Genomic DNA, 19,966 nt, shown 5'->3' with positions numbered 1-19,966 from the left:
TCATCGCCGCGTAAGGCGCGGGCATGACGACCAAGACCGACGCCCCCCAGCGATCCCCCAGGATCGAGTCGCGCGACCAGCTGATCGCCCATTTCGCGAGCGGCGAGAAGCCGGCGGACCGGTGGCGGATCGGGACCGAGCACGAGAAGTTCGTCTATCGCACCGAGGATCATCGCGCGCCGTCCTATGACGAGCCGGGCGGCATCCGCGACCTGCTGGACGACCTGACGCGGCATGGCTGGCGACCGGTGGTGGAGGGCGGGCATGTCATCGCGCTGACCGGCGCCGACGGCAGTGTCAGCCTGGAGCCGGCCGGACAGTTCGAGCTGTCCGGCGCGCCGCTGGAGAACCTGCACCAGACCTGCGCCGAGGCCGGCCGCCACCTGCGCCAGGTGAAGGAGGCGGGCGAGCGGCTGGGCCTCGGCTTTCTGGGCATGGGCATGTGGCCGGACAAGACGCGCGACGTGCTGCCAGTGATGCCCAAGGGGCGCTATGCGATCATGCGCCGCCACATGCCGCGGGTCGGCAGCATGGGGCTGGACATGATGCTGCGCACCTGCACGATCCAGGTGAACCTGGATTATGCCAGCGAGGCGGACATGGTGCAGAAGTTCCGGGTGGGGCTGGCGCTGCAGCCGCTGGCGACGGCGCTGTTCGCCGCGTCGCCCTTCACCGAGGGCAAGCCGAACGGCATGCTGTCGTACCGCAGCCATATCTGGTCGGACACCGACCCGGCGCGCACCGGCATGCTGCCGTTCGTGTTCGAGGACGGGTTCGGGTACGAGCGCTATGCCGACTACATGCTCGATGTGCCGATGTACTTCGTCTATCGCGATGGGCGGTACATCGATGCCGCAGGGCTGAGCTTTCGCGACTTCCTGCGCGGCGAGCTGTCGGTGCTGCCGGGCGAGACGCCGACCATCGACGACTGGAACGACCATCTGTCGACCGCCTTTCCCGAGGTGCGGCTGAAGACGTTCCTGGAGATGCGCGGCGCCGACGGCGGTCCGTGGAACCGGATCTGCGCGCTGCCGGCGCTGTGGGTCGGGCTGCTGTACGACAGCCAGGCGCTGGATGCGGCGTGGGATCTGGTGAAGGACTGGACGCTGGAGGGGCGGCAGGCGCTGCGCGATGCGGTGCCGAAGCTGGCGCTGGATGCGCCGCTGCCCGGCGGCGGGACGCTGCGCGATATCGCGGGCGAGGTGCTGGACATCGCGCATCGCGGGCTGGCGGCGCGGGCGCGGCACAACGGCGCGGGCGACGACGAGACCGGGTTCCTCGACCCGCTGCGCGAGATCGTGCGGAGCGGCAAGGTGCCAGCGGAGGTGCTGCTGGAGCGCTATGCCGGGGCGTGGCACGGCGATGTCGCCCGGATCTATGACGAGGCGAGCTTCTGACCGGCTTGCGCCGGCCGGCCGGCCCCGCTAACTGACGGACCGCGCGGGCGGGTATAGCACAATGGTAGTGCAGCAGCCTTCCAAGCTGAATACACGGGTTCGATTCCCGTTACCCGCTCCACCCCGCCGACCGGTCAGTCGGGACCGATCGTCCCGCGCCGGCGCATGCGGGTGATCGCCGCCTGACCCATTGCCCGTGCGGCCTCGTCCATCAGCACGTCGCTGGTCTCGACCGCGGCCATGGGCGTGAGGGTGATGGCGACGCCGCAGCCACCCTCCACCAGGACATAGCCTTCCTCGGCGGTGACGATCAGCGGTTCGGCGCAGGGTTCGACGGCCATCGGCTTCACTCCTCGGCTCCGCTCAACCGGCCAGCACGGGAAAAGTGCCGTGCCGGTCGCCGATGTCGTCAGGCCTTGCGACGGATCGACCAGATGACCGCCGACGCGCTGGTCAAGAGCGCGGCGAGGCCGAGCATCATCGGTGCATCGATGTAGATCATGGCATGTCTCCTGATACGTAGATGTACCTAGGTGACGGCGTGTAGGAAAGAACAAAAAGAGAACATTGCCGGCACGTCCGCCCGGCGGAGCGTCACGCGTCGAGTGGATAAAGGGCGGCGGCGATGGTCCGGCCCTCGTCGCGCAGGACGCCCCAGGCACGGGCGGCGGCGCGGCTGTCCATCGCCTCGATCCCGATCCGCCGCGAGTCGAGCGCCTGGACGAGCGAGCGGGGAGGGCGGATCAGGCGGGCGCCGGTGCCGAGCAGGACGAACTCGGGCAGGGGGAGGAGCGCCTCTTCCAGCGCGGCGATGGTCAGGTCGGCGAGCGGCGGCGGCGACCAGTCGAGCGCGCGCTCGCTGGTCAGCAACAGCGCCGGCGCGACCGTCACGTCGTCGAGGCGGTAGCCGGCGGCGGTGAAGCCGCGGATCAACGGCCCGTCGACGGGTTGCCCGCGCTGGATCCGCACGCCGCGCCCCTCAGCTTTCGCGCGGTGCGATCCGCTCGGCATCCTGCCGGCGGGTCTTGTCGGTCGTCCCCGGCTTCTCGCGGTTCGGCTCGGCACGGAGGCCCAGCGCGATCAGCAGCGACGAGGAGACGTAGATCGACGAATAGGTGCCGACGACGATGCCGAGGATCATCGCCGAGGTGAAGCCGCGCAGCACATGCCCGCCCAGCAGCAGCAGCGCGCCCAGCGCGAGCAGGATGGTGACCGAGGTCATCACCGTGCGCGGCAGCGTCTCGTTGACCGACAGGTTGATGATGTCGCGCATTTCCATCTTGCGATAGCGGCGCATGTTCTCGCGGATACGGTCGTCGATGACGATCTTGTCGTTGATCGAGTAGCCGATGATCGTGAGGACCGCGGCGACGGTGTTGAGGTCGAACTCGAAATAGTCGCGCATCAGCGCGAAGAAGCCGATCGTCATCAGCAGATCGTGGACGATGGCGACGATCGTCGACACGCCGAACTGCCATTCGAAGCGGAAGATCGCGAACAGGCCGATGCCGAGCACGGCGAGGACGACGGCGAGGACGCCGTTGCGGATCAGCTCGTTCGAGACCTTGCCCCCGACCGTCGCGTAGCGGCTGAAGGTCGCACCCGGGAAATCGGCGGCGATCGCGGCCTGCACCTTGCGGACGACGGCGTTGGTGGCGCCCTCGTCGGCGCTGTCCTGAACGGGAAGGCGGATGGTGACGGTGCGCTGGTCGGTCGACTGCTGGAGCGCGGCCTGGCCGACGCCCTGCGCATCGACGATCTCGCGGACCCGGTCGAGCGACGGCGGCTGGTCGAACTTCTCCTCGATCGAGAGGCCGCCGGTGAAATCGACGCCGAAGTTGAGCCCGCGCGAGAAGACCAGCCCGAGCGCGATCAGCGACAGCGCGAGCGTGAGCCCGAACGCCCAGCCGCGCAGGCGGACGAAATCGAAATTGGTGTCGTCGGGGACGAGCTTGAGCAGCTTCATAGCGGGCATCCGGTCGCCCCGGCGCGGGGCGAATGTTGAGGAAGTTTCGGGTTGCGGCGGGGTGCGGATCGGATGGCGCCGGTCATCGCCGCAGCGATGTTTGCCGATATCTCAACCGCCTGGCCCGCCGGCCGGGCCGCACCGGCACGAACCGTAAGCGGAGCGAAGTTTCGACAGCAATGCTGTCGCAAACCATGCGCCGGAGCCGGGGCGGGAAGACCGTGAGCCATGTCGCTACCCTATCCCATCCGGGCACGAGTAGGACATGCGCCATCGATCCGGAACCCCCGCGTCTGCACGGCAGGCGTCGCGAAGCGGGGGAGGAAGGATGGCCGCACGATCATATCGTGATCGTCTTGGGCTTGTTCCGGCGCAGCCAGATCGCGACGAGCATGCGGGTGAAGGTGACCGCGGTGAAGACCGACGTGGCGATGCCGATCAGCAGCACGACCGCGAAGCCCTTCACCGGACCGGACCCCAGCACCAGCATGATGATGCCGGAAATGGCGTGGGTGACGTTCGCCTCGAAGATGGTGCGGCTCGCCTCCTTGTAGCCCAGCTCGACCGACTGGACGACGCTGCGCCCGCGCCGCCGTTCCTCGCGGATGCGTTCGTTGATGAGGACGTTGCAGTCCACCGCGGTGCCGATGGTCAGGATGAAGCCGGCAATGCCCGGCAGCGTCAGCGTGCCGTTGAGCAACGCCAGCACGCCCAGGATGACGAAGACGTTGATGATGACGGCGAGGTTGGCATACAGCCCGAACCGGCCATAGGTGATCAGCATGAACGCCACGACCAGCGCCACCGCGACGGCGGAGGCAAGGACGCCGGCATGGATCGAGTCGGCGCCGAGTTCGGGCCCGACGGTCGATTCCTCGACCACCTTCAGATCCACCGCCAGCGCACCCGACCGCAGCGCGATCGCCAGCTGGTTGGCCGATTCGACGGTGAAGTTGCCGGAGATCTGCGCCCGACCGCCCAGGATCGGTTCGTTGATGTTGGGGGCAGAGATCACCGAATTGTCGAGGATGATCGCGAAGGGCTTGCCGGTATTCTCCTGCGTCACCCGCGCGAACCGGCGGGCGCCGGACCCGTCGAAGGTGATCGCCACCTGTGGCTGGTTGGTCTGCTGGTCGAAGGTCTGCTGCGCGTCGACCAGCTGCTCGCCCGAGATGATGACCGAGCGCTTCACCGCGATCAGCGGCGATCCCAGCGGATTGCCCGGATAGGGGAGGATCTGGCTGCCCGGGGGCGCCTGGCGCTGGGCCAGCTGCTGCGGCGTCGCGGTCTCGTCGACCAGCTTGAATTCGAGCCGCGCGGTCTTGCCGAGCAGATCCTTCAGCGCCTGCGGATTCTGGAGGCCGGGGACCTGCACGACGATGCGGTCGCGCCCCTGACGGATGATCGTCGGCTCGCGCGTGCCGAGCGCGTCGATGCGGCGGCGAACGACCTCGGTCGCGTCGCCCATGGCGGTGTCGATCGCCTGGGCCAGCCCGGCCTGGGTCGGCTTGAGCACGAAACGGCTGGAGTCGACGACGTTGATGTCCCAGACGCGCTGGCCGCTCATCCCCGCGCCGCCACCGGCGATCGACAGCAGCCGCTCGCGCGCGGCGTCCACCTGGCCGGGATCGCGCAGCATGAACGACAATTGCCCGTCGCGCGTCGAGATGTCGCCGATGGCGATGCGCGGACTGCCGCGCCGCATCTCGGAGGCGACCTGGTCGCGCATCGATTCAAGCCGGGTGGCGGCGAGGCCGGACACGTCCGCCTCCAGCATCAGATAGCTGCCACCGGCGAGGTCGAGGCCGAGATTGATGCGCGGTACGCGGAAGCCGGCGTTCTGCGTCACCCGTTCTGGCAGGAAGCTGGGGATCGCGAGGGCGCACAGCACCGCCAGCGCGGCGATGATCGACCACACCTTCCAGCGCGGAAAATCGAGCATCAGTCGTTCGCCGGCTTCGTGCTGGGGCTGACCACCTCGGCCAGGGTCGACTTGACGACGCGGACGCGCACGTTCGGCGCGATCTCAACCTCGACATGGCGATCCTCGACCCGGATCACCTTGGCGACGAGGCCGCCGGCGGTGACCACGGTGTCGTTCTTCTTCACCGCCTCCACCGACTGCTGCAACGCCTTCATCCGGCGCTGCTGCGGCCGGATCATCAGGAAGTAGAAGACCACGAAAACGAGGAAGAGCGGCGCGAGGCTGAGGAACGAGGCGATCCCGCCACTCTCGGCGGCGCTGCCGGCGGCCTGGGCGTATGCTGGTGAAATGAACATCGGTCCCGTTTATCGCTGGGTCGCGGGGAACAGCCACCGCGCACGGAGGATGCCCGCTATCACCGGCCGGGATGCATTACAACTCGTGGACCGATGGCGGGAGCATCGCACCCCGAAAGGCTTGCATCGCCGCGGCACCGCGCGTAGAGGCGCCGGCTCGGACCGCGGCGACGCCGCTGTCCTCGGTCGGGGCGTAGCGCAGCCTGGTAGCGCATCACACTGGGGGTGTGGGGGTCGCAGGTTCGAATCCTGTCGCCCCGACCATTATTTTCAGCGGCTCATCGGATAATGGCGGTTCGATCCGCCGCGGCAGCAAGCACCAAGCAATCATCGTGCTGCTGCGTTTCCGCCGCTCACTTCGGACAGTCTCCAGCTATTCGCCGACGGCCCGGTCGATATCACAGCCGCTGACGTGCCGCGGTCGATCCCGGCCGGATCGTCGGACCGGCAAGCAATTCCAGGGATCGGGAGGGCATCGTCGCCAGGCATTATGTCGAGCGGATCCGGTGAATTCCGCGATGTTTGTCGGTCCGAGCGAAGGCAGGGGCTTTCAGGGCAGTATCGTCATCAACACGCCGGGATGAGTTCTACTTTGGTCGAACTCCGGAGCCATTAACCACACCCGGAATAATTTGTTAGGCCGCCGCCAGCTTCAACACCGACCGTCTACAGGTCGGAGTTCCCAATGTATCGCGGGGTCATCAAAAGCTATTCTGCCGCCGCCCGGCCGCTGCTCAACACGACCTGTGCGGCCGCGATCGTGGCCGGCGTCGCCGTGTTCCAGCCGACTGCGGCCAGCGCGCAGCTGCTGACGCTGAACGGACTGGCGACCGACCTCGGCGTGCTCAGCACCAAGGTCGATCAGCAGGGTGCGACCATCAGCGGAACGACCACGCTGGCGAACACGCTGAACACGAACCTGAATACCCTGACGACGACGGTGACGAACCAGGGCAATGCCCTTCAGACGGTTCAGACGACCGCGGCGAATACGGCCAACAACCTTGCGACGGTCACCGGCACGGTGAACCAGCAGCAGATCGCGATCAATGCCGCCACCGGCACGCTCGGGACGGTTACCACCGGTCTGAACAATCTGACGTCGACGGTCGGCCTGCAGGCCAATGCGCTCCAGTCGCTCCAGACCACGGTCAGCGGCAACGTGGCCGACCTCGCGCAGGTATCCGCTGCCGTGAACCAGCAGGGTGCGCAGATCAACCTTAACCTGGGCGCCCTGAATACGCTCAACAACAGCTTCACCACGCTGGCGGGCACGGTCAACGGTCAGGCGAACACGCTCCAGACGCTGCAGACCAGTGTCGCCGGCGCGGCCGCCGATGTCGGCTCGCTGGCAGGCGCGGTCGCGGATCTGACGACCGATGTGGCATCGTCGTCCGCGCGGATCCTGGCCAACACGGCCGACATCAACGACCTGCAGGCCAGTGTCGGGGCGAATGTCGGCGACATCACCGCGTTACAGGCATCGATCGGCACGGCGAATGCCGACCTGGCCGACGTCCAGACCATCCTGACCGATCACGACGTCCGCATCTCGGCGAACGCATCCGATATCGGCTCGATCGGCGCGACCGTCAGCGTTCAGGGAAGCACGCTTGCCCAGCAGGGCGGGGATCTGGCCACCGCGGCGGCGAACATCGCGAGCCTGCAGAGCCTCGTGAACCTGCAGGCCGGTACGCTCGGGACGCTGGGAACGACGGTCACGGCGCAAGGAAGCCTGCTCAGCCAGCAGGACACGCGGATCACCGCCAATGCCGACGCGATCCTGTCGCTCCGCAACATGGCGGTCAGCGGCAATGCCAGCCCCGTCCAGTACACGCTGCCCAACGCTCCACTGGTCGCGACCACGACGGCGACGAACGATGTCGCGATCCTCGGCGGGCAGCCCGGACCCGTCCGGGTCCACAACGTGGCGGAGGGCGATGTCGCCGTCGGTTCGACGGATGCCGTGAACGGCGGCCAGTTGTACGATGTCAGCCAGCAGATCGGCGTGCTGGCGGCGGCGGCGGTGCAGTATGACGATGCCAGCCATACCCGCGTTTCGCTGGGCGGCATCAACTCGCAGCCCGTCGTGATGGCCAACGTGGCGCGCGGCAGCGTTTCGGCGGGATCGGACGAGGCGATCAACGGGAGCCAGCTGGCGGAAACCAACGCGGTGGTGAACGACCTGGGTGCCGCCCTGACCGGGCAGGCCGGCGATCTGGTGCAGGCGCGGACCGACATAACGACGCTGGGCACGACGGTAACGGCGCAAGCGTCGCTGCTGACGGCGACGGGCGATTCGGTGGCCACACTGCGCCGCGACACCGAAAACGGCGCGATCGGCCCGGTACGTTACTCGACACCCTCCACGCCGCTCGTGCCGAATGGCGGCACCCTGACGAACAGCCTCGTGCTCGTCGGCCGGGATCCACAGCCCGTTTCGCTGCACAACGTCGCCGAGGGTAGCGTCTCCGGCGGCTCCACCGATGCGGTGAACGGCGGTCAGCTGTTCGCGCTGGCGACCAGCTTCCAGGGGCTCGCCGATCTCGCGATCCAGTATGACGACAGCTCGGAGGCGTCGGTGACGCTGGGCAATGCCGGCGTGCCCGTCGCGTTGAGGAATGTCGCAGCCGGCACGCTGGCTGCCGGGTCGACGGACGCGGCGACCGCGGGCCAGCTGTTCGCAACCAACCAGAACCTCAACACGCTGGGCGGCCTGGTGTCCGATCAGGCGACGACCATCGCAGGCCTGGACAGCCGGATCGCCGTGAATGCCGGCGACCTCGCGGCGTTCAGGGCGAACGTCGTGTCCGGCGCGGTCGGCCCGGTGCAATACGCCAATCCCGCATCGCCCGGCATGCCGAACGGCGGAACGGTGACGCAGGACCTGACGCTGGTCGGCGCGGCCGCCGGGCCCGTCCGCCTGCATAATGTCGCTGCGGGGATCGTCGCGATGAACTCGGCCGACGCCGCCAATGGTGGCCAGATCTTCTCGCTGGCCAGCGCCACCGCCAATCTGTTCGGAAGCGGGTTCAGCTACAACGCGCTCACCGGGTTTTCCGGCACGTTCAACTTCAAGGGAGCCAATTACAACTCCATCCAGTCGGTGTTCGGGGCGATCGCGACTTCGCTGGGGTCGGCGAATTCGGGTTCGGGCGGTGGAGTTCCCAACCCGGACGGTGCCAAATACTTCCACGCCAATTCGACCATGGCGGACAGCGACGCGTCCGGCTTCGATTCGACCGCCATCGGGCCTGCCTCCACGTCCAGCGGCGTGGCGGCCATCGCCGTGGGGCGAAACGCCGTTGCGGAGGGCGACAGCTCGGTCGCGATCGGCGACGGCGCGCAGGCGATGAACGGCAAGGCCGTGTCCATCGGTCTGGGCAACGTGGCATCGGGCAACGGCGCGGTGGCAATCGGCGATCCGAACTTCGCGACCGGCGAGGGCGCGACCGCGCTCGGCAAGGACAACACCGCGACCGGCGTCGGCGCGATCGCTCTGGGCAACGTCAACGTCGCCCTGGGCGACGGCAGTACCTCCATCGGTTCGATGAACAGGGCCGAGGGGCTGGGTGCGGCCGCGCTCGGCTACACGAACGTAGCCGACGGGCAGGGCGCGATCGCCATCGGCGCGAACAACTTCGCCGTCGGCGACGGCGCGCTGGCGATCGGTGCCAATGTCACGACCAGTGCCAACGATACGCTCGCGATCGGCAACAGCGCGCAGGCGACGGGGCTGCGCGCCGTCGCCATCGGCAACTCCGCCGTCGCGGCGGCGACCAACTCGTCGACGTTCGGGTACGACGCCTCGGCCGACTCGGGCTATTCGACCGCGATCGGCACCTCGGGCCGCGCGACCGGATTCGGCAGCACCGCACTCGGCGCCCTGTCGTCGGCAAGCGCCTATGCCTCCACCGCGCTCGGCTCCGGCGCAGTCGCCGACCAGGCCGGAAGCGTGGCCCTCGGCTCGGCAGCGCAGACCGTGCGCGGGGCCGTGGCCAGTTATTCCGCCTTCGGTCTGGCCGATGCGCAGCAGTCGCTGGGTGAGATCGCGATCGCCCGGAACATTTCGTATCTCGATCCGGTCACCGGCGTCTCCTCGCCCGTGGGGAACCGCCAGATCACGGGCCTGGCGGCCGGCTTCGCCGCGACCGACGCGGTGAACGTATCGCAGCTTCGCGGCGTGGCGAACGGGCTGGGCAACGCCCTGGCCATCGGGTTCGGCGGCGGGTCGCAGTATAATCCGCTGACCGGTGCCGTGTCCGCACCCAGCTACACGTTGAACGGCGTCACCTATTCGAACGTCGGCGACGCGCTGCAGGCGATCGCGACGCAGGGAAGCGGCAGCCCGGCCGGTGGCAACAGTCCCCAGCCCGGCAACGGTACGCCGGCGGCGGGAAATGCGGCGCAGGGCAGTCCCGAGCCGACGACCGCGATCGACAACGCGCAGCTGGCCGCGACCACCGATCGTGTGTCGTCCATCGAAGGACGGGTCGCGACGGTCGAGACGAAGGCGGATCAGGCCCTCGCGGAGAGCAGCCGCTCGGTCCAGTACGATGCCGGTAACGACAGCGCGGTCACCTTGGGCAGTGGCAGCAGTGCAGTGGCCCTCCACAATGTCGCATCGGGCGTCGCGGATACGGACGCCGTCAATCTGGGGCAGGTCAACAGCGCGCTAGCGGGTGCCGTTGCGGAGGCAAATGGCTATACCGATCAACGGGTTGCGGCGATCTCTTTCGATGTGCGCCGGGTGAACCGCGATGCCAGCGCCGGTGTGGCGGGCGCGATGGCCATGGCGGGGATGCCGCAGCCCTTCGAGGCGGGAAAGAGCATGTTCGCCATGGGTGCGGGCACTTTCCAGGGGCAGTCGGCCGTCGCGGTGGGCATGTCGCGCATCATGAACGACGGGCACACTGTCGTGAAGCTCGGCGCGACCTACAACAGCCGCAAGCGCGTCGGGGCCAATATCGGGATCGGTTATCAGTTCTGACGAAGCGCCGGGCGGCGATTGGAGTTCGGGGGGTGGCGACGGCGTACCGATCGCCTCCTCCTACTCCTACGCACGGCTCTCTACGCCCGAATTGACTGTAGCCGGAGGTCGCCTTCCGGGATGAAACAAGATCCCGGCTGTCGCCGGAGTGGTCGCTGTGAGCGGTCCGGCCCGGATGGTTCAACCATCTAGAGCTTGGCGCCCTGGGGTGATTTATAGTCAGGGATCATGCCGGCCAGCGATTGCGCGAACGCGAAATGGCGGTCCACCGGTATCGAACTCACCATCGCATCGGCGATGGCCTTCACCTCCGCCTGGGTGAGCGCGCCGCGGTTGAACAGCGTCTGCAGGATCGCGATAACGCCGATATAGGCCGTGTCGGCCTGATGCATGACCGCCTCGATGGCGCTCGCAACCTTGTGTACGTCTGCTGTGGCCATCATGCGTGCTCCGTTGTGGCTTGGGCGATCGGAAACATGGCGTCCCCGGCCAAGCGGCGCAACGCCGACGATGCGGACGAGGCGACGTCGCTGCCCTTCGTCTTCCGGATGGCCTCATCCCGCACCAATCCAGCCGGTGCGATGGCGATCGAGTGGAGCGGGAAAGGCACCAGGCGGCCGTCAGGATGGCCGACGCTCCTGTCGTTCCTTCATCTTCCATTCCGCCGTGCGTAGCGTGACATATTCACGAAGGAGCTGCACCCGTCGCGGGCGGAAGCTGCTTGCTCCCCGTTCCAGCGCTTCGATCCGGGGCACCTCGAACGTCCGATGTGCCTCGCGCAGCAGGCACCAGGCGACGAGCATCAGGGTGCGGGGGCTGTAGGACATGCCGAGCGGCAGGATCTCGCGTTCGGTCCGTTGCCCGTTCGCGTCGCGATAGGCGATCCGGACGCTGAATTCGTCCCAGCAGGCCTCACGCAGCAAGGCGAGATCGACCGTGACGGCGGCGCGTGGTTCGGACGGCCGCCACGACCGCATGGTCGCGTGCGCCGCCTGCCGCGCCTGCCGGTCGGGCAGGGTGGCGACGATCCGCGCAAGCGCGTCGCGGCCCGCGGTCGTCAACGCATCGTCGCCGAAATCGCCGAGGCTCGCGACGCCCAGCATCAGCGCCTCGATTTCGAGGCGCGAGAAGCTCTGCGGCGGCAAGGCCGGATCCTCGGTCAGCGTGTAGCCATAGCCCGTCGCGCCGTCGACCAGCACCCCGCCCGCGCGCAGCGTCGCGATGTCGCGGTACAATTGCCGCATCGACACCTCCGTCTCCGCCGCCAGACGGGCCGCCGTTACCGGCTTGGGAAGGCGTCGCAGCGCATCGAGCAATCGCATCAGGCGGTCGGATCGTGCCATTGCTGCTGCCCGGAATTGTCAGGAGCGCCCTGGTAGATCGACGACGTCATCCAACGCAAGGAGCCACCCGATGCGCACCCTCTATTATTCCCCCAACTCGCGTTCCGACACGGTCGTCGCCCTCGTACGCATGCTCTCTGCCGACATCGAGATGCGCGAGGTGACCATCGCGCGACAGGACGGGTCGGGCAGCCGCGATCCTGCCAATCCGCATCCGGAGGGCAAGGTCCCCTATCTGACCGATGGCGACGATGCGGTGCGCGAGCGCGGCGCCATCATGCTCTACCTGACGGACGCCTATCCCGATGCAGCGCTGGGCCCTCTGCCGGGGGAGGCGGAGCGCGGCGCCTATCTGTCGTGGTTGTTCTATTATCAGGGCGTGATCGAACCGCTGCTGATCCTGAAATGGGCGGACGTCAGCCATCCCGCGATCACCGCGGGCCTGCGCGACGTCGACACGATGATCGAGCGGCTGGCGGAGCCGCTGCGTCGTGGACCGTGGCTGCTCGGCGAGCGGTTCTCCGCGGCCGATATGCTGTGCAGTTCGCCGTTCTTCTGGTTCGCCGACGTGATGCCCGCCGATCCGGCGATCCGCGACTGGGTAGCACGCTGCGGTACACGCATGGGCGCCGACGCGAAGTAAGACCAATCTGCACCGGTCCGGCGGTTCCGTTCGCCACCGGACCGGTGCGATGGCCGGCGATGCCGCCGATCAGCGAGCCGGCGATCGCGCGGCGCCTGAATACCGGGGGCGGGGCTCAGGCGTCAGTCGATCGGCAGCGCGAGGCTGTCGCCGGTGCCCAGTTCCTGTTCGCCACGGAAGATGCGGTCCAGCCGGGCCCGCAGGTCATCCTTGAACGTCGGACGCACGACGTGGCGGGGAAGGGAAATCAGGATCTCGTCAGCGATGGAAGCCTTGATGCGGCCGACGGACTCCTCATCGAGGACGTTCGCGCGCTGCAACTCCACGCAGAGCTGCACCAGGCCTGCCGCTGTGGCCTGCGCGCGCAGCCCCACGTTGGTGAGCTCGTAATGGAGCCGGCGACTTTCCTGAGAAGCGCTCATGAGGTTGGCCGATGGATGCGCATGGTTGGCTCCCTTCCCGTTACCGATTGCGTATACGGCTCGGCAGCGGGTTGCAATGTCCGCAAGGCTCCTTCCGGGGGGCGGCAAACTGCGCGGGAAAACAGATGGTTGGCGAGGCGTCTCGGCTGAAAGGGAGCGGGTCGTGGACGAGACCGGGGCTTTCTCGGCCCTAATCTCCCGCCGCGAACAGGCCGTAGTGCCGGCGCCAGGCGTCCACTTCGTCGTGCAGATGCGCGGGCGCGGAATCGCCCGACACGACATGCCCTGCGACCTCGTTGTCGGGATGCATCAGCATCTTCTTCGACCCGTCGCTGAACCAGACGGGGATCAGCTGGTCGCACAGGCTGTCGAGTACTGTTGCCGCCATGCCGTTCTCGATCGCCCGGCTGCCGGGGAGCGATCGCACGTTGATCGAGACGCCCTCGAAGCAGTTCCGCGGTTCTCGCACGAAGTTGAGTGACACCAGAAGGCCCGATCGATCCGGCCGGGCGTCGTCGGGCAGGCGGGCCACCCTCCGCCACGCGCAGAACCATGTCCGGCAGATGCGAGGACGCACCGCGTGGATCCGGCAACCCGCCGCGCCGAGATGCGTGCAGGGGGTTCCCGCCGGCTTCCTGAACTCCGGCGCGTCGACCTTCAGGACCGTGCAGCACACGGTGCAATCGCCGCAGCTCCGGCCGTCCAGCACCGGTCCGAGCAGGGATGTCTCCAGATCTGTGTCGGTCTGCATGGGTCCGGAACTCGTTGGCGAACAAGGGTGGCCCTTTAGTCGCTTCGGCTTTCGCGGGCGAGACGGCTGGAGCGCCGGCGCGGCTCGTCCGCGTCGACGCCCCGATCAGGATATCGGAACGCCGCCGGTGACGGCAACCACGTTGCCGGACATGTAGCTTCCCTCCGACGAGGCGAGCAGCACATAGGCCGGCGCGAGTTCGGCGGGCTGGCCCGCGCGGCCGAGCGGCGTGTCCTGTCCGAGCGTCTCCAGTTCCTGCGGCGATTTGGCGATCGGCTGGATCGGCGTCCATACCGGGCCGGGTGCGACCGCGTTGACGCGGATGCCGTCCGCGGCGAGAAGGTTGGCGAGGCCGACGGTCAGGCTGGAGATTGCGCCCTTCGTCGCGGCATAGACGATCATGCTCCTGTTCGCGACCTTGGCCTGCTCGCTGGTGGTGTTCACGATCGCCGAACCCGGCTTCATGTGCGGTGCGGCGGCCTTGGCGAGGCGGATCATGGCGAAGACGTTGGCGGCGAACGCGCCCTGCATCTCGTCGTCGTCGATGCTGTCCAGCCCCTCGTTCATCGTCTGCGCGGCGGCGTTGTTGACGAGGATGTCGATGCCGCCGAGCGCCGCGACGGTACGCTCGACCAGCGCCACGCAGTGATCGCGATCGCGAATGTCGCCGGGCAGCAGCACGCAGCGGCGGCCGGCCTTCTCGATCCAGCCGCGCGTCTCCTCTGCATCGGGCTGTTCGTCGGCGAGATACGAGATGGCGACGTCCGCGCCCTCACGCGCATAGGCGATCGCCACCGCGCGGCCGATGCCCGAATCGCCACCGGTGACGAGCGCCACCTTGTCCGTCAGCAGACCCTTGCCGGCATAGCTCTCCTCGCCGTGATCGGGCCGGGTTCGCATGTTCCCCGTCAAGCCGGGGCGTGGCTGTTGCGGCTCGTCGGGAAAGCTCGTCGGCTGGCTGGTGCGCGGATCGGTCATGGCTGTTCCTGTGAATGCGGTTCGGCTGGAACGGCCCGCGACGGGGAACGTGCCGTCCGGGCGGCGCTGGCCCGGCGAACGACGACTCCGGGAAAATGACTGCGCGACTAATCCGCTCCCGTTCGTTGGGCAGGCGAGGAGTAGCATGCCCATGTCCCGTCGCATCCTGATCACCGGCGCGAGCGTCGCCGGCAATACCGTCGCCTGGTGGTTGGGCCGCGCCGGTTTCGACGTCACCGTGGTCGAACGGACGCCCGGGTTCCGCGACGGCGGCCAGAACATCGACGTGCGCGGGGTGGGGCGCGAGGTGCTGCGCCGGATGGGGCTGGAGCAGACCGCGCTGGAGCAGGGCACCGGCGAGGAGGGGACCGCGTGGGTAGAGGCCGACGGCCGGATCGCCGCACAGTTCCTTGCCGCCGACACGGGTGCCGATGGGCCGACCGCCGAGATGGAGATCCTGCGCGGCGACCTGGCCCGGCTGCTATACGAGCCGGCCCGCGACCATGCGACGTACCGGTTCGGCGACTCCATCGCCGGGGTCGAGCAGGACGATGACGGTGCGGTCGTCACCTTCGCCAGCGGGACCGTCGAGCGATACGATGCGGTCATCGTCGCCGAGGGTGTGGGATCGAGGACGCGGGAACTGGTCTTTCCGGGCGAGAACGAACCGCGCTGGATGGACCTGACGATCGCCTATTTCACCATCCCCCGCCGGCCCGACGACGATCGCCTGTGGCGCTGGTACAATGCGCCGGGCGGCCGCAGCGTATCGCTTCGCCCCGACCGGTACGGAACGGCGCGCGCCATGCTGTCGGTGCAGCAGCCGCCGGGCGGCGAACAGGACTGGCCCGTCGACCGGCAGCAGGCGTGGCTGCGCGAGCGCTTCGCCGATGCGGGCTGGCAGAGCGACCGCGTGCTGGACGGGATGGAGACGACCGACGATTTCTACTTCGACGTGCTCCGGCAGGTGCGGATGCCGCGCTGGTCGACGGGTCGCGTCGTGCTGACGGGCGATGCGGCCTGGTGCGCGACGCCGATCGCCGGATACGGCACGACGCTGGCGGTCGCCGGCGCCTATGTCCTGGCGCAGGAGCTGATCCGCTCGACCGACGTCCAGACGGCGTTTGCGGCCTATGAGCAGGCGATGCGCCCGATGGTCGAGGATGCGCAGGGCGTGCCCAAATTCGCGCCGCGGCTGGCCAATCCTCACAGCGAAACCGGCATCCGGCTGCTCCACGGCGCGCTGAGCGTGGCGAGCCGTCCCGCCGTGCGCGGGGTCGCGGGCAAGCTGTTCGGTGGCCGCTCCAAGGACGTCGACCTCTCGCGTTACGACACGCCTGTTTCCGCCTCGACCGCCCCATCGCAGACGGGCCTGTCGCCGCTGCTGGCGCTCGGCACGGTCGGCGTGGTCCTGGGCGCGAGCGCGCTCGTCGGCCGGCGCAACGCGCCAGACCCGTCGCACCCCGGCATCCGCCGTTGGTATCGCCGTCTGGACAAGCCGGGTTACACGCCGCCCGACGCCGCATTCGGCGCGGTCTGGCCCGTGCTGGAGACGGGCCTGGCAGTCGGTGGATATCGCCTGCTTCGACAGCCGTCCGGTCCGGCGCGCAATACGGCGGTCGGCCTGTGGTTGCTCAACACCGCCATGGTCGGCGGCTGGACGCAGCTGTTCTTTCGCGAAAAGCGGCTGGGGGCAAGTGCGGCGGTATCGGGCGCGATGGTCGCCACCGGCGCCGCCTATGTCGCGACCGCGGCCAAGGTGGACCGGCCGGCCGCCGCGGCGGCGGTCCCGTTCGTCGCCTGGCTCGGCTTCGCGACGCTGCTGGCCGAGCGGATCTGGCGCGACAATCCGGAGGAGGGACGATGAGCAGCGTCACCGTCTGGCACGATGGCGATTGCCCGCTCTGCCGGCGCGAGATCGCGCTGATGCGCCGGCTGGATACCCGGGGCGCCATCGACTTCGTCGATGTAGCGGGAGCGGGCACCTGTCCGCTCGACAAAGCGGATATGCTGGCTCGCTTCCATGCGCAGGAAGCAGGTGGGCCGTTGCTGTCGGGAGCGGCGGCGTTCGCCGCGATGTGGCGCGCCATTCCGGTGTTGCGGCCGCTGGGCGAAGTCGCGCGCAGCCGGTTGGTCCTGTCGGTGCTCGAACGCCTCTACCTCCGCTTCCTTCGCGTGCGGCCGCACCTGCAACGATGGCTAGCCCGGCGAGAGGTGCGCGCATGAGGCCGAGGCCCGATCCGGTCGCGCCCGGTCAGGAGAGCGTGTGGCGCTATCCCCGTCCCGCCATCGCCGAACCCAGCGATCGGCATATCCGCATCGAGCATCGCGGCGTCGTGGTCGCGGATACGCGCGCGGCCGTCCGCACGCTGGAGACCAGCCATCCGCCGAGCTGGTACCTGCCGCCCGACGCCTTGACCCCCGGCTTGCTGCTCCCGTCGGAGCGGCGCTCGTTCTGCGAGTGGAAGGGGCACGCCGTCTACTGGCATCTGGCGATCGGCGACGAGCTGCTGCGCGACGTGGCGTGGAGCTATCCGGAGCCGACGCCCGCGTTCGCGGTGTTGCGCGACCATGTCGCCTTCTACGCCGGTCCGCTCGACCGATGCACGGTGGACGGCGAGCAGGTGACCCCGCAGCCCGGCGGCTTCTATGGAGGATGGATCACGTCCGACCTTGCGGGGCCGTTCAAGGGTGTACCGGGCAGCCTGGGATGGTGACGCCTGCCCCGCCTCGCGGGCTGCGCGGCTGACGGAAATTACCTCGTCAAGGTCGCGACGGCGATCGCCGTGGCGGAGGCGCGATTCTCGACGCCCATCTTCTGGAAAATCTGTTCCAGATGCTTGTTGACGGTTCGGGGACTGATGACGAGGATTTCACTCACCTCGCGGTTCTGCTTGCCGCGGCTGATCCAGAGCAGGACCTCCGCCTCGCGCGACGTCAGCCCGAAGCGGGCGGCCAGGATGCGTTCGTCATCGCCATCGCGGCGCTCTAGCAGGCGAAACAGCCAGTGATTGGCCGCCGTGCGGCGCAGGAAGATCGCCTCCAGCGAACTGGAACCGGTGTCGATGGTAACGCTGGACCCCGGTGCGGGCGGCGCTCCCTGCAGGCGCTGGATCGCCAGCCGAAACGGGTCCGGCAAGCCGCCCGGCGTCGCGATCCATTCGGGGAACAACCGCGCGATCATCTCACTCGCCATCGGCGTCAGCCACAGCGGGTTGCCCGAGACGTCGACGGCGAGGGCCGGGCGACCGCTGGTATCGAGCGCCAGCTGGCTGCCGTCCGCGACCCGGGCGCGCGCCAGATGGACCCGGATGCGGGCGAGCAGTTCCTCGACGACGATCGGCTTGCTGACATAATCGACCCCGCCGGCATCGAAGGCGCGGACGACGTCGTCCGTCGCGGTCAGCCCGGTCATGAAGATGATCGGCAGTTGCTGGTACAGGGCATTGGCCTTGATCCGGCGGGTCGCCTCGAACCCGTCGAGCTTGGGCATCATCGCGTCCATCAGGATCAGATCGGGCGTCACCCGCTTCAGGAGATCGATCGCGGCCAGGCCATCCATCGCGATCAGCACCGTCATGCGGGCGACCGCCAGCGTCGTCGTCAGGAACCGCAACGATTCGGGCGTATCGTCGACCACGAGGATCGTCGGCTGCCTCTCCTCGAAGTTATCGTTCTCCAGCATCTTCGATCTTCTTTATCAAAGAGCCGAAGTCGAAGCTTGCCGCCAGTTCCTTCAGTACGAGGACGAACGGCGCCGCCGCCGGCACCGCCTGGTCGAGCACCGCAAGCTCCTGCTCGACGCCGAGCACATGGCCGATCCGCGCATAGTCCCTGATCCGTCGCAGATAGGGCCGGGCACCCGGCGGAACCGCGGCGGTCGCCCGGTCTTGCTCTACCAGGCGGCCGATCGCCGCATCGTTCCATTCCAGATCGAGCTGCGCCTGCACGACGGCGAGCAGTGCATCGAAATGAACCGGCTTGGCCAGGAAGGCGTCGTGGTCCGCGTCGTCGCGTTGGCCTTCGGTCGTCGATGCCGCGCTTGCCGATGTCATGACGATCTTCAGCGCCGATCCATGCGCGCGCCGGAGCCGCCGCGCGGTTTCCCAGCCGTCGATGCCGGGCATCTGGACGTCGAGCAGCACCAGATCCGGCCTGCACCCTGCGGCGAGTTCGATGCCACGCGTGCCCGTATCGGCGCAGAACACGGCGAAATCGAGCGACCGCAGGAACGCCTGCATGGCGGTGGCCTGCGCCGGATCGTCCTCGACGATCATGATCGTCCGGCGGGGGCCCTGATAGCTGTCGATCCGCGGCGCAGGACTGTCGTCCACGGTCGCGGTCGACAGCGGTGGCAGCATCAGCTTCAGCTGGAAGCGGCTACCCCCCTCGGGGCGGCGCGTGACGCCGATCTCACCGCCCAGCACCCATGCGAGAACCCGCGTGATCGTCAGGCCCAGCCCGATCCCCGGCTGCGACTGCGCCTCTGCCGAGTGCCCCCGCTCGAACGGTTCGAAGACCCGCTCGATCTCGGACGGATCGATGCCGATGCCGGTGTCGACGACCTCGATCGTGGCGACCTGGCTGCGATAGCGGACGTCGATGTCGACGCCGCCGGTCCCCGTATATTTGATCGCATTCGAGGTGAGATTGATCAGGATCTGCCGCAGGCGCTTCTCGTCGGCCTTCACGACGGCGGGCAGATTGCCGCACAGGTTGAGGCGCAGGTACAGCCGCTTGTCCAACGCCTGTGCCCGGAACATCGACACGACCTGTTCGAGCAGGACACGGATGTCGACCGCATCCGACTGGATCTTCAGCACCCCGCTCTGGATGTGCGATATCTCCAACAGGCTCTCCGCCAGATTGGTGAGATGATCGACCGACCGGCGGATCATCGCGCCCGCCTCCGCGGTGGTCACGACGTCCCCCCGCTCCAGCAGTTGCGCGTAGCCGTAGATGGCATTGAGCGGCGAGCGGATCTCGTGACTGACCGCCGCCAGATAGCGCGATTTCGCCTCGTTGGCGGCCTCCGCCGCCGCCTTCGCCCGCCGCAGTTCGGCGATGTCGGCCGCCGACACCTCCGCCGTCCGCCGCTCCCCGCCATCAGCCGCGTCCGGCACCCGGCGCGCCAGCATCGACGGGGCATCCGAGCCCCGGCTGTCGGTGGGAAGATGCGGGTCGGTGGCTGTCACA

The 19,966-nt window shown here is 68.2% G+C and carries 18 protein-coding genes and 2 tRNA genes; 8 read left to right on the top strand and 12 right to left on the bottom strand.

Annotation, left to right across the window (positions count from 1 at the left end; all coding sequences use genetic code 11):
• The first annotated feature begins 23 nt into the window (after nucleotides 1-23).
• Nucleotides 24-1,397, top strand: a complete 1,374-nt coding sequence (locus ABC319_RS07710) for a glutamate--cysteine ligase (RefSeq protein ID WP_413069660.1) — start codon at nucleotides 24-26, stop codon at nucleotides 1,395-1,397.
• A gap of 47 nt (nucleotides 1,398-1,444) precedes the next feature.
• Nucleotides 1,445-1,518: transfer RNA gene (locus ABC319_RS07705), tRNA-Gly, on the top strand.
• Between the two features lie 13 nt (nucleotides 1,519-1,531).
• On the opposite strand, the gene ABC319_RS07700 is transcribed toward ABC319_RS07705, so the two are convergent.
• From ABC319_RS07700 to yajC, 5 genes are all read right to left on the bottom strand, one after another.
• Nucleotides 1,532-1,738, bottom strand: coding sequence for a hypothetical protein (locus tag ABC319_RS07700; protein ID WP_413069659.1), 207 nt, complete (start codon nucleotides 1,736-1,738; stop codon nucleotides 1,532-1,534).
• A 253-nt stretch (nucleotides 1,739-1,991) separates the two neighbouring features.
• Nucleotides 1,992-2,366: an Mth938-like domain-containing protein gene (locus tag ABC319_RS07695; RefSeq protein ID WP_413069658.1), complete on the bottom strand. Its 375-nt coding sequence runs from the start codon at nucleotides 2,364-2,366 to the stop codon at nucleotides 1,992-1,994.
• A 10-nt stretch (nucleotides 2,367-2,376) separates the two neighbouring features.
• The gene (gene secF / locus ABC319_RS07690) at nucleotides 2,377-3,363 is read right to left on the bottom strand and encodes a protein translocase subunit SecF (protein ID WP_413069657.1); all 987 of its coding nucleotides are present in this window, start codon (nucleotides 3,361-3,363) and stop codon (nucleotides 2,377-2,379) included.
• A 340-nt stretch (nucleotides 3,364-3,703) separates the two neighbouring features.
• On the bottom strand, nucleotides 3,704-5,305 hold the full coding sequence (secD, locus tag ABC319_RS07685; RefSeq protein WP_413069656.1) for a protein translocase subunit SecD: 1,602 nt from the start codon (nucleotides 5,303-5,305) through the stop codon (nucleotides 3,704-3,706).
• Entirely contained in the window at nucleotides 5,305-5,643 is a 339-nt protein-coding gene (yajC, locus tag ABC319_RS07680) for a preprotein translocase subunit YajC (protein ID WP_413069655.1), read from the bottom strand. Before yajC ends, secD begins: the two co-directional genes overlap by 1 nt.
• 187 nt (nucleotides 5,644-5,830) lie before the next feature.
• On the opposite strand from yajC, the gene ABC319_RS07675 reads away from it, so the two are divergent.
• Together ABC319_RS07675 and ABC319_RS07670 are read left to right on the top strand one after the other, a co-directional pair.
• Nucleotides 5,831-5,907: transfer RNA gene (locus ABC319_RS07675), tRNA-Pro, on the top strand.
• Nucleotides 5,908-6,328: 421 nt separating this feature from the next.
• Nucleotides 6,329-10,633: a YadA-like family protein gene (locus tag ABC319_RS07670; RefSeq protein ID WP_413069654.1), complete on the top strand. Its 4,305-nt coding sequence runs from the start codon at nucleotides 6,329-6,331 to the stop codon at nucleotides 10,631-10,633.
• Nucleotides 10,634-10,821: 188 nt separating this feature from the next.
• Here ABC319_RS07670 and ABC319_RS07665 read toward each other — a convergent pair whose 3' ends face one another.
• Both ABC319_RS07665 and ABC319_RS07660 read right to left on the bottom strand, forming a co-directional pair.
• Nucleotides 10,822-11,076, bottom strand: a complete 255-nt coding sequence (locus tag ABC319_RS07665; RefSeq protein WP_413069653.1) for a hypothetical protein — start codon at nucleotides 11,074-11,076, stop codon at nucleotides 10,822-10,824.
• 177 nt (nucleotides 11,077-11,253) lie between these two features.
• The gene (locus ABC319_RS07660; RefSeq protein WP_413069652.1) at nucleotides 11,254-11,976 is read right to left on the bottom strand and encodes a helix-turn-helix transcriptional regulator; all 723 of its coding nucleotides are present in this window, start codon (nucleotides 11,974-11,976) and stop codon (nucleotides 11,254-11,256) included.
• A 70-nt stretch (nucleotides 11,977-12,046) separates the two neighbouring features.
• On the opposite strand from ABC319_RS07660, the gene ABC319_RS07655 reads away from it, so the two are divergent.
• A complete protein-coding gene (locus ABC319_RS07655) occupies nucleotides 12,047-12,619 on the top strand; it encodes a glutathione S-transferase family protein (protein ID WP_413069651.1) in 573 nt (190 codons plus the stop codon).
• A 122-nt stretch (nucleotides 12,620-12,741) separates the two neighbouring features.
• Here the strand turns inward: ABC319_RS07655 and ABC319_RS07650 are convergent, their stop codons facing one another.
• The 3 genes from ABC319_RS07650 to ABC319_RS07640 all read right to left on the bottom strand — a co-directional run bounded on the left by ABC319_RS07650 (nucleotide 12,742) and on the right by ABC319_RS07640 (nucleotide 14,770).
• Entirely contained in the window at nucleotides 12,742-13,041 is a 300-nt protein-coding gene (locus tag ABC319_RS07650) for a hypothetical protein (RefSeq protein ID WP_413069650.1), read from the bottom strand.
• 190 nt (nucleotides 13,042-13,231) lie between these two features.
• On the bottom strand, nucleotides 13,232-13,792 hold the full coding sequence (locus ABC319_RS07645) for a YkgJ family cysteine cluster protein (protein ID WP_413069649.1): 561 nt from the start codon (nucleotides 13,790-13,792) through the stop codon (nucleotides 13,232-13,234).
• 105 nt (nucleotides 13,793-13,897) lie between these two features.
• The gene (locus tag ABC319_RS07640) at nucleotides 13,898-14,770 is read right to left on the bottom strand and encodes an SDR family oxidoreductase (RefSeq protein ID WP_413069648.1); all 873 of its coding nucleotides are present in this window, start codon (nucleotides 14,768-14,770) and stop codon (nucleotides 13,898-13,900) included.
• A 145-nt stretch (nucleotides 14,771-14,915) separates the two neighbouring features.
• On the opposite strand from ABC319_RS07640, the gene ABC319_RS07635 reads away from it, so the two are divergent.
• From ABC319_RS07635 to ABC319_RS07625, 3 genes are read left to right on the top strand one after another with little or no spacing between them, the layout of a single operon-like run.
• Nucleotides 14,916-16,637 carry a tryptophan-rich sensory protein gene (locus ABC319_RS07635; protein WP_413069647.1) on the top strand — a complete coding sequence of 574 codons (1,722 nt, stop codon included), beginning with the start codon at nucleotides 14,916-14,918 and terminating at the stop codon, nucleotides 16,635-16,637.
• Nucleotides 16,634-16,996, top strand: a complete 363-nt coding sequence (locus ABC319_RS07630; protein ID WP_413069646.1) for a thiol-disulfide oxidoreductase DCC family protein — start codon at nucleotides 16,634-16,636, stop codon at nucleotides 16,994-16,996. Before ABC319_RS07635 ends, ABC319_RS07630 begins: the two co-directional genes overlap by 4 nt.
• A complete protein-coding gene (locus ABC319_RS07625; RefSeq protein ID WP_413069645.1) occupies nucleotides 16,993-17,487 on the top strand; it encodes a DUF427 domain-containing protein in 495 nt (164 codons plus the stop codon). The genes ABC319_RS07630 and ABC319_RS07625 overlap by 4 nt, the downstream gene beginning before the upstream one ends.
• 38 nt (nucleotides 17,488-17,525) lie before the next feature.
• Here the strand turns inward: ABC319_RS07625 and ABC319_RS07620 are convergent, their stop codons facing one another.
• Both ABC319_RS07620 and ABC319_RS07615 read right to left on the bottom strand, forming a co-directional pair.
• On the bottom strand, nucleotides 17,526-18,455 hold the full coding sequence (locus ABC319_RS07620) for a response regulator (RefSeq protein WP_413069644.1): 930 nt from the start codon (nucleotides 18,453-18,455) through the stop codon (nucleotides 17,526-17,528).
• Complete coding sequence (locus ABC319_RS07615; protein WP_413069643.1) at nucleotides 18,439-19,965, bottom strand: ATP-binding response regulator; 1,527 nt, start codon at nucleotides 19,963-19,965, stop codon at nucleotides 18,439-18,441. Before ABC319_RS07615 ends, ABC319_RS07620 begins: the two co-directional genes overlap by 17 nt.
• Nucleotide 19,966 lies beyond the last annotated feature (1 nt).

This window comes from Sphingomonas phoenicis, from assembly GCF_047238005.1.
Lineage (GTDB): Bacteria > Pseudomonadota > Alphaproteobacteria > Sphingomonadales > Sphingomonadaceae > Sphingomonas.
This window is presented reverse-complemented; position numbering and strand designations above follow the sequence as displayed.